General features: G+C 51.3%; 5 protein-coding genes. 2 read left to right on the top strand and 3 right to left on the bottom strand.

What is annotated here, in order from left to right; genetic code table 11:
• Positions 1-178: 178 nt before the first annotated feature.
• Positions 179-1,735, top strand: coding sequence for an ABC-F family ATP-binding cassette domain-containing protein (locus IV54_RS08810; protein ID WP_057878996.1), 1,557 nt, complete (start codon positions 179-181; stop codon positions 1,733-1,735).
• A gap of 99 nt (positions 1,736-1,834) precedes the next feature.
• Entirely contained in the window at positions 1,835-2,419 is a 585-nt protein-coding gene (locus IV54_RS08805) for a L,D-transpeptidase (protein WP_057878995.1), read from the top strand.
• A 119-nt stretch (positions 2,420-2,538) separates the two neighbouring features.
• On the opposite strand, the gene IV54_RS08800 is transcribed toward IV54_RS08805, so the two are convergent.
• From IV54_RS08800 to IV54_RS08790, 3 genes are all read right to left on the bottom strand, one after another.
• Positions 2,539-3,450 carry a proline-specific peptidase family protein gene (locus IV54_RS08800; RefSeq protein ID WP_057878994.1) on the bottom strand — a complete coding sequence of 304 codons (912 nt, stop codon included), beginning with the start codon at positions 3,448-3,450 and terminating at the stop codon, positions 2,539-2,541.
• An 82-nt stretch (positions 3,451-3,532) separates the two neighbouring features.
• Positions 3,533-5,971 (bottom strand): Xaa-Pro dipeptidyl-peptidase, encoded by a 2,439-nt coding sequence (locus tag IV54_RS08795; RefSeq protein ID WP_057878993.1) that lies wholly within the window; start codon positions 5,969-5,971, stop codon positions 3,533-3,535.
• Positions 5,972-6,010: 39 nt separating this feature from the next.
• A complete protein-coding gene (locus IV54_RS08790; RefSeq protein WP_057878992.1) occupies positions 6,011-7,405 on the bottom strand; it encodes an APC family permease in 1,395 nt (464 codons plus the stop codon).
• Positions 7,406-7,545 lie beyond the last annotated feature (140 nt).

The following is a 7,545-nucleotide window of genomic DNA, read 5'->3' as shown; positions in this document are numbered from 1 at the left end:
TATTGTGTATAAATATTTGGTTGATTATAAGGCACCTAGGAAAACTTGACACATACCCCTAGGCGGTGAAGTTGACGAACCCGGGCGTTTCGTGGTAAGTTACTGCTTATATATTGTTTAGATAAAGGCCTTGACGCTGTCGAGGCTTTTATTGCGTGAGAAGAGAGGAAGGATTTTTGTGCCACTATTAGAAGTTGACAACCTGAGCCTGAGCTTCGCTGATAAGAAGCTGTACGAAGGTGCCAGTTTTCAACTCAACAAGGGAGAACACATGGGCGTCGTTGGGCAAAACGGTGTCGGCAAGTCAACCTTGATTAAAATTATTACCGAACAAGAACTGCCACTGACTGGAAGCATCAAATGGCAGAAGAAGACTCATATTGGGTACTTGGACCAATACGCCGATATTCCGGCGGGGATGACACTGATTGATTTTCTCCATACGGCCTATGCAGACCTGTACAAGATGAATGATCAGATGACGGACCTGTATTCACAATACGCTGAAACGATGGACGACAAGCTCTTAGAACGCGCCGGTCGGATTCAAGAAGAACTCGATGCGCGGAACTTTTACGGTGTCGAAACCGAAATCGAACGGGTTATCTCGGGGTTAGGTCTCGATGACATTGGTCGGGATCATGAAGTCGCGAAGATGTCCGGGGGCCAACGTTCCAAGATTATTTTGGCCAAGTTGCTGCTGGAAAATCCAGACGTCATTCTGTTGGATGAACCGACCAACTACCTGGATACCGCGCACATCGCGTGGCTGGAAGACTACCTGAATAACTTTGAGGGTGCCGCCCTCATCATCTCCCATGACTATGATTTCTTACAAAATGTGACGAACTGTATCATCAACCTGGCCTTTGGGCAGATTACCAAATACCGGGGGAACTTCAAGCAGGCCATGCGCCAACGGGCCGAGAAAGAAAAGGTTCAGCAACGTGAATTCGACAAGCAACAGGTCGTGATCGAGAAGGCTGAACGCTTTATTCGGAAGAACAAGGCCGGGACTAAGTCAACGATGGCGAAGTCGCGAGAAAAGATGCTGAATCGGATGGATCGGGTTGATCCACCTTCGACGAACATCCAAGCTCACTTTGATTTCCCTTATCAGGAAACTGGGTCACAGAATGCCTTGGTAGTGGATGAGTTGTCCGTTGGTTATGACCGACCACTGTTAAAGCCCGTAACGTTTTCCGTGACGACCGACCAAAAGGTGGGTCTGACTGGATTCAACGGGGTGGGGAAGTCAACGCTGATCAAGTCGATCCTGGGCATCATCAAGGCCAAGGGTGGCTCGGCCAGCTTCTCACCTTCCGCACGGATTAGCTACTTTAGCCAAGACTTGGTCTGGGAGAACAACCGGCAAACGCCACTTCAAATCATTCAAGCGAAATACGAAAAGATGCCGCAAAAGGCTATTCGGGGTAAGTTGTCCAAGTGTGGCCTGGATTCGGCTAACGCTATGAAACCCATCGGCGAACTCTCCGGGGGAGAACAGACGAAGGTTAAGTTAGCCTTGCTGGAATTTGAACCCGCAAACTTTCTGATCATGGACGAACCTACGAACCATTTGGACGATGAAACGAAACATGCCTTGAAAGAGGCCATCGACAAGTTCCCGGGGAACGCCATTATCGTGAGTCATGAGGAGAGCTTCTACACGGGATTGGTCGACAAGATCTTAAACGTGGAGAAGTTAAGCTTGCGTAACGCACCACAAGAGTAAGTTACGGTAAGATTATAATTCGGTTAAGGCCGTTCCCTTTTGACGCAAAATCCGTTACAGTGAAGCTAGCATGAATTTTACTGAAAAGGACGGAAGAACATGAGACGATTTAGACAGTTACTCGTCATTGTCGTATTGGTCCTCGTGGCGGGATTTGGAATTAATCGCGTGATTCAACGGACTTCCGCTAATCGGACGCCGGTGGCTCAGACGATTCGGAAAAAGTTTACGCCGACTAAGCAAATCAATTGGCGGGAACCTTCGGAAGATAAGGCTTATCCTAACCTGAAATCCTATCCCAATGCTTGGCTGGATGTGAATACCAGTAAGCAGCGGGTCTACGTCCGGAGTGGTAACAAGGTGCTCTACACCATGTACTGCTCGACGGGGACCGGGAAAGACAATGCCACGCCGCACGGCACGTATTACATTCAGGCCGAGCGGGGCAAGTTCTTCTACAACCAAAATTCTGGCGAAGGGGCCAAGTACTGGGTCTCTTGGAAGGACCACGGGATTTATCTCTTCCATAGCGTGCCAACCGACAAGGACGGGAATTACATTGAAAGCGAAGCAAAACAGCTCGGTAAGACGGCGGCCTCACACGGTTGTGTGCGGTTGTCCGTGGCCGATGCCAAGTGGGTCTACAACAACGTGCCTTATGGGATGAAGGTTGTGATTCACTAGCTTCATTTATAAAGCAGTCCGACAACAAGCCTTAGTGGGTGGTTGTCAGACTGTTTTTTTTGACGAAAAAAATCCCCATCACTAATTTTACTAGTGATGAGGATTTTCGATGATTATGATTAAGCGTTAAAGTTGTCAGATTCCACGTCGCGGATAAACGTTGCCAAATGGTCATAGTAGACCGGGGCATTGTCGATCATGTGGTGGTGACCACCCTCAGGCGTCGTCACGAAGCGAGAGTGCGGAATCAATTCAGCCATTTTTTTACCGGTGGCAATTGGCATGGTTTCGTGTTCACCGAAGGTCAAGAGCGTTGGCACTTGGATTTCCTTCAGGTGTTCGCGGAAGTTCCATTCTTTGAGCTTACCCTTGATGACGAATTCGTTGTCTCCTTGGAAGGCGCCGTAAACGGCAGTTGCCGTGGTGTCGATCAAGTGAGAGATAGCGGCTGGCTTTTTCCGGTCAACGTAGCCATCGTTTAAGATGCCCACATAACTCTGGTATTTGGCGTCGTCGTAGTTCCCTTTGGCTTCGACTTGTTGCATGTAAGCCACTTGGTCGGCGGAAAGGACCGTTTCACGGATATGGTTGATGCTTTCAACGTATTCGTCGATGTTATCAACCATGGATGAAATGATGGCACCCTTTAAGTGTTGACCATACTTGGCAGCATACATTTGAACTAATGCGCCACCCCATGATTGGCCAATCAAATAAAATTTGTCGATACCTAATTTTTGACGAACTTCTTCGACTTCATCCAAGAAGTAGTCGTAAGTCAGGTACTTTTTAGCGATCTCTGGGTCGCTATAGTCGGGTTGGTCTGAGTACCAGGACCCAAGCTGGTCGTACATGTGAACCTGGACGTTGAGTCTTTGGTTCGCTAATTGTTTCGCGGTGTCTTCCCAGTATTCGTGGTTGCCACCGGGGCCACCGTGTAAGGCGAGCAGGTGAATATCACCAGTGCCTTGGGTGTTGGTCCAGAGGTGGTAGCCGTTGTCTAGCGTGATAATCGTGGTTCCTTGTTTCATGGGAAAGCCCCCGTTTCTAATAAAGTTATTATTATTTTATCACTGTTATCTTAGTTACGAAACCGTGACCTGTAAATTCAAGTTAGTCCGTGACGATTGGAATGGCCAAATTGGCCTGAGCCAACTGGATGGAATATTGCAAATCTTGATTGCCACGTACCGTCATGCCAAAGTCAGTGGCATAGACGACGAGACCGAGTTGGTGACCCGCAACTAACTTGTAGTGAGTGGGTTGCAGGGTGACGGTGAGATCATAGAACTGGTTCGGCTTGAGCTCATCAACTTGGTAGGCGTTGGTGCGGTTCTGCAAGTTACGATGGCCCTTGGTAATCATCTTCCAAGGCGTCGGTGCGGCCAGTTTAAACTCACGCAGGTCATCTTCACGCCAACGGTAGCCCTCATCGAGTGCCTTGCGGGCGAGAATGGTTGGGCTGACGCCTAAGCGGGCCGCTTCACCATAGTCCACGACTTGGAAACTCAGCATACCGACAGGTTGGTTAACTGCCACCTGTAAGGTCACGGTTGGCTTTCCATCTAAGATCAAGTCATCGGTAAGGACCGCTGACTTGAAGATGAGTCGGTGACCAAAGAGGTCGTTGTGCTTGTCACCGAGTAAATCCTTCTGCCAAGCGTTGACGTCCTTGGTGTAGCGTTGGTATTGAGCAACCGGAAGCTGGTCGTTGAAACTCGTGGCGTAGGGCTGCGGGTCCTGTGTGCCGGCGTCGACCAGTTCATCATGCTGGAGGTTGAAGACCCGTTCGTTGTTGGCAGGATTATCCCAGTCCGCAGCGGCGTGCCAAGTTTCGGGTTCGACATTGTCCTGAATGATGACATTTGGCAGGAGGGTGTCCGCTTGGTTATCGACACCCAGGAGCTCGTGGGTCAACCAGAGATTGACGATGTCGGTATAGTCGATGGAACGAAAGGCATTGATATAGATGTGTTGTCCTTGATGCAGAATAAGTTTCTTGGTGACGGGGAGATCACGTACTGCGTTCCATAGGTTGTTGACGTTACGAGGCTTGACGTTCCAGTCATTGAGACCGTGAACAAGGAGCAGGTCGGCCTTGATGTTCTGCGTGTGTTTGAGGTAGTTCCGGGCGTCCCAGAAGCTGTTGTAGTTACCAGTGGTACGGTCTTGGTCGTGGGTGATACCCGCCAGATCAGCCTGCCATTTGGCTTGAATGCGGTGATAGTCACCGGGCAAGAGTTCACGGCTAAAGGTTTCTTCGGCCAGAACATCGGCGTCTTCGCCAGGGAAACCACCAGGAGCGATGACCAAGCCTCCGTCACGGTAGTAGTCATACCAGTTGGAAATAGCAGCTTCACTGATGATGGTCTTGAGCCCCGTGACCCCACTAGTTGCGGCGGCGGTGGCCAAGGTTCCCAGGTAGGAACGACCGGTCATGGCAACTTGGTGGTTGCTCCACCAAGCAGGGATGGCTTCGGTCGCGGCGCGGGTGGTGAAGGCGGTGCGGTTGCCGGCTAGCCATTCGATGATGGCAATGGTCGAGGTTGTTTCCTCGGGGTCACCAGTCGTACGCACCCCATCGGAATCCTTGGTCCCAATGCCAGCGGCGTAGACCACGGCAAATCCCCGGGCTAAGAAGTAGTCATTTAAGGTGTATGACTGTTCCCGCGCAAAGGTTTCAGCGGCGACGTGGGTGCTGGTCGTGACTGGACGGGGGTCCGGAACATTATCCGTTGCTGGAGTGGCCAAATCAGCCAAGGTGACCTGTTGCGGTTGCTTGGGTTGTAGTGGAACGTTGACGTTGTGCGTCAAGGCTTCGCCAGCCTCGTCGTTAGTGCCTTGATTGTAAGGACTAGCGGTATAGAGGACGGGAACCTTGAGGCCCGTGGCGGTCTCGACTGGACGAATAATCTCAGCCTTCAACAGGTCACGGTGGCCGTCGTGGTCGGTGTCTTGAGGACTTTCGACGTAGACGACTTCGCGGATAAGGTGGGTCGTATCGAAGACGGCCTGCGCCTTACCGTTAAAGATTAACGGCTTAGGCACGCTAGGATCGGTCACGAAGGGGGCAAAGTAGCCGTGCGTTGTGAGGTGATCCAGGAAGCTTTGACCATTCTTAGTATGGGTGGTCAATAACAGATACCAAGCTTGTTTTAATTCGGCCACGGTAAAGTCATCGGTGGCGTGTTCACTGACGGGCAATTGGATCTTAGCCATCGCAGCCAAGGGATCAGTCAGCTGAAAGTCCAGCTCAGGACTGAAGCCTAAACGTTGAAGCGCCAAGTTGTAGAAGACCGCGACTGATAACGTGTCATGGGTGGTCAGGTACGTCCAACCGTCTTCGTCAGGAGTGGCCATGAGATTGGCTAACTGGGCGGTGACACTGGCTGAATCCTGATACTCAGGCCAACTTAAGTCATAGAAGTTTAGGAGCAGGGCGGTAGGACTGGTTAAATCCTGATTGTCCGTCGTTAAAAAGTGAATCTCTTCGAGCTCGCGCAGGGCATCTGCCGGCTGCGTCGGTCGAATAGCAAACTGTTGATTACGCAAAACGATCGCCTACCTTTTCTAAAGTCTGACTAACTAATTTTAATCCTGATCATTTAAGCGGCTGTGATGTAACCCATAGCTGAAGTAAATCACCAGGCCAAGCGCAAACCAAATGGATGATGCAATCCAGGTCTCGGCAGGTAATTGCAGCATCATGCCGAAGCACAGGAGCCCCGAGATAATGGGTAAGACGGGGTAGAGGGGCACCTTGAACCCGGAGTTCTGAGGTAGTCCTTTGAGACGACGGAGCCGCAGAATCCCGAAGGAAACGAAGAGGAAGGCCACCAGCGTGCCGATGTTAACCAAGTTGGTCAGCTGAGCCAGGGGCACGAAGCCTCCGAGCAGGGCAATGACCACGGTAATCACGGCAAGACTGTTGCGCGGCGTTCCCGTTTCATCGTCGATCTTACCGAGAAACTTGGGTAACAGGCCGTCACGACCGATCGAGTAGATCAGCCGCGATGAACTATAAATCATGGTGACCATCATGGTAAACATTCCCGCGAGGGCCCCTAGTGAGATAATCCCAGACGTCCAATCCTGGTGAACCAAGGTCAGGGCAAAGGCAACGGGGTCGGCCACGTTGAGCCGGGTGTAGTGCACCATCCCCGTGAGAACCACGGCGACCAGCATGTAGAGCACGGAGGCCACGACGAGGGTCCCGATGATCCCAATTGGCATGTTCTTCTTAGGATTCTTAACCTCGGCAGCTGAGGCCGAAACGACATCAAAACCGAGATAGGCAAAGAAGACGGTCGAGGCGCCCCGGAGAATTCCTTTGGTGCCAAAGGGAGCGAAGGGGTGCCAATTAGCCGGCTTGACGTAGAAGATCCCCACCAGGACGAAAAGAATAATAATGGCAATTTTAACGATAACGATGACGTTGTTAATCCGCATCGATTCGCGCATGCCCCGGCTGAGTAGCCAGCTAATCAGGATGACCACGAGAATGGCAATGATATTGCCGTAGGTGCCGTGAGCCGGGTCATAGGGGCCAGTCACTGCCGTTGGCAAGGCAAGGTTGAAACCCTTCAGGAGTGAGTTGAAATACGCCCCGAAGGAGTTGGCGACCGCCGCCACGGCGAGCACATATTCCAGAATGAGGGCCCAACCCAGGACCCACCCGATGATTTCGCCGAAGACCAAGTTCCCGTAGGAATAGGCGGACCCGGCGACTGGTAAGACGGAGGCAAATTCGGCGTAGCACATCGCCGCAGTGGAACAGACGATCGCGGCGAGGAGAAAAGACAACACGATTCCCGGTCCGCTGTATTGGGCCGCGATGGTGCCGGGGAGAATGAAGATCCCGGTCCCAATCACCGCCCCAATACCCAGTGACATCAAGTCCTTTGCCGACATCGTCTTGGCAAAGTGTTGGTCACTTTCTAAATAATTATCTAAGCGTTCGCGGCGGAAAATTCGCGAAATAGCCATAAGAAGCCTCCTTAATTAATGGTGATATCTCGGATAGTGTACCCTAGACTTAAATTAAAAGTCAATGAGAGTTGACGGTTGTTTTCAAAAATGCAGAGGAAAACCTTTCCGTTCGGGGGGCTTTCGGGCTAAAATAGAAC

The organism is Levilactobacillus paucivorans, from assembly GCF_001437125.1.
Lineage (GTDB): Bacteria > Bacillota > Bacilli > Lactobacillales > Lactobacillaceae > Levilactobacillus > Levilactobacillus paucivorans.
Note: the sequence above shows the minus strand (reverse complement) of the source record. Positions and strands in the feature narration are given on the sequence as shown.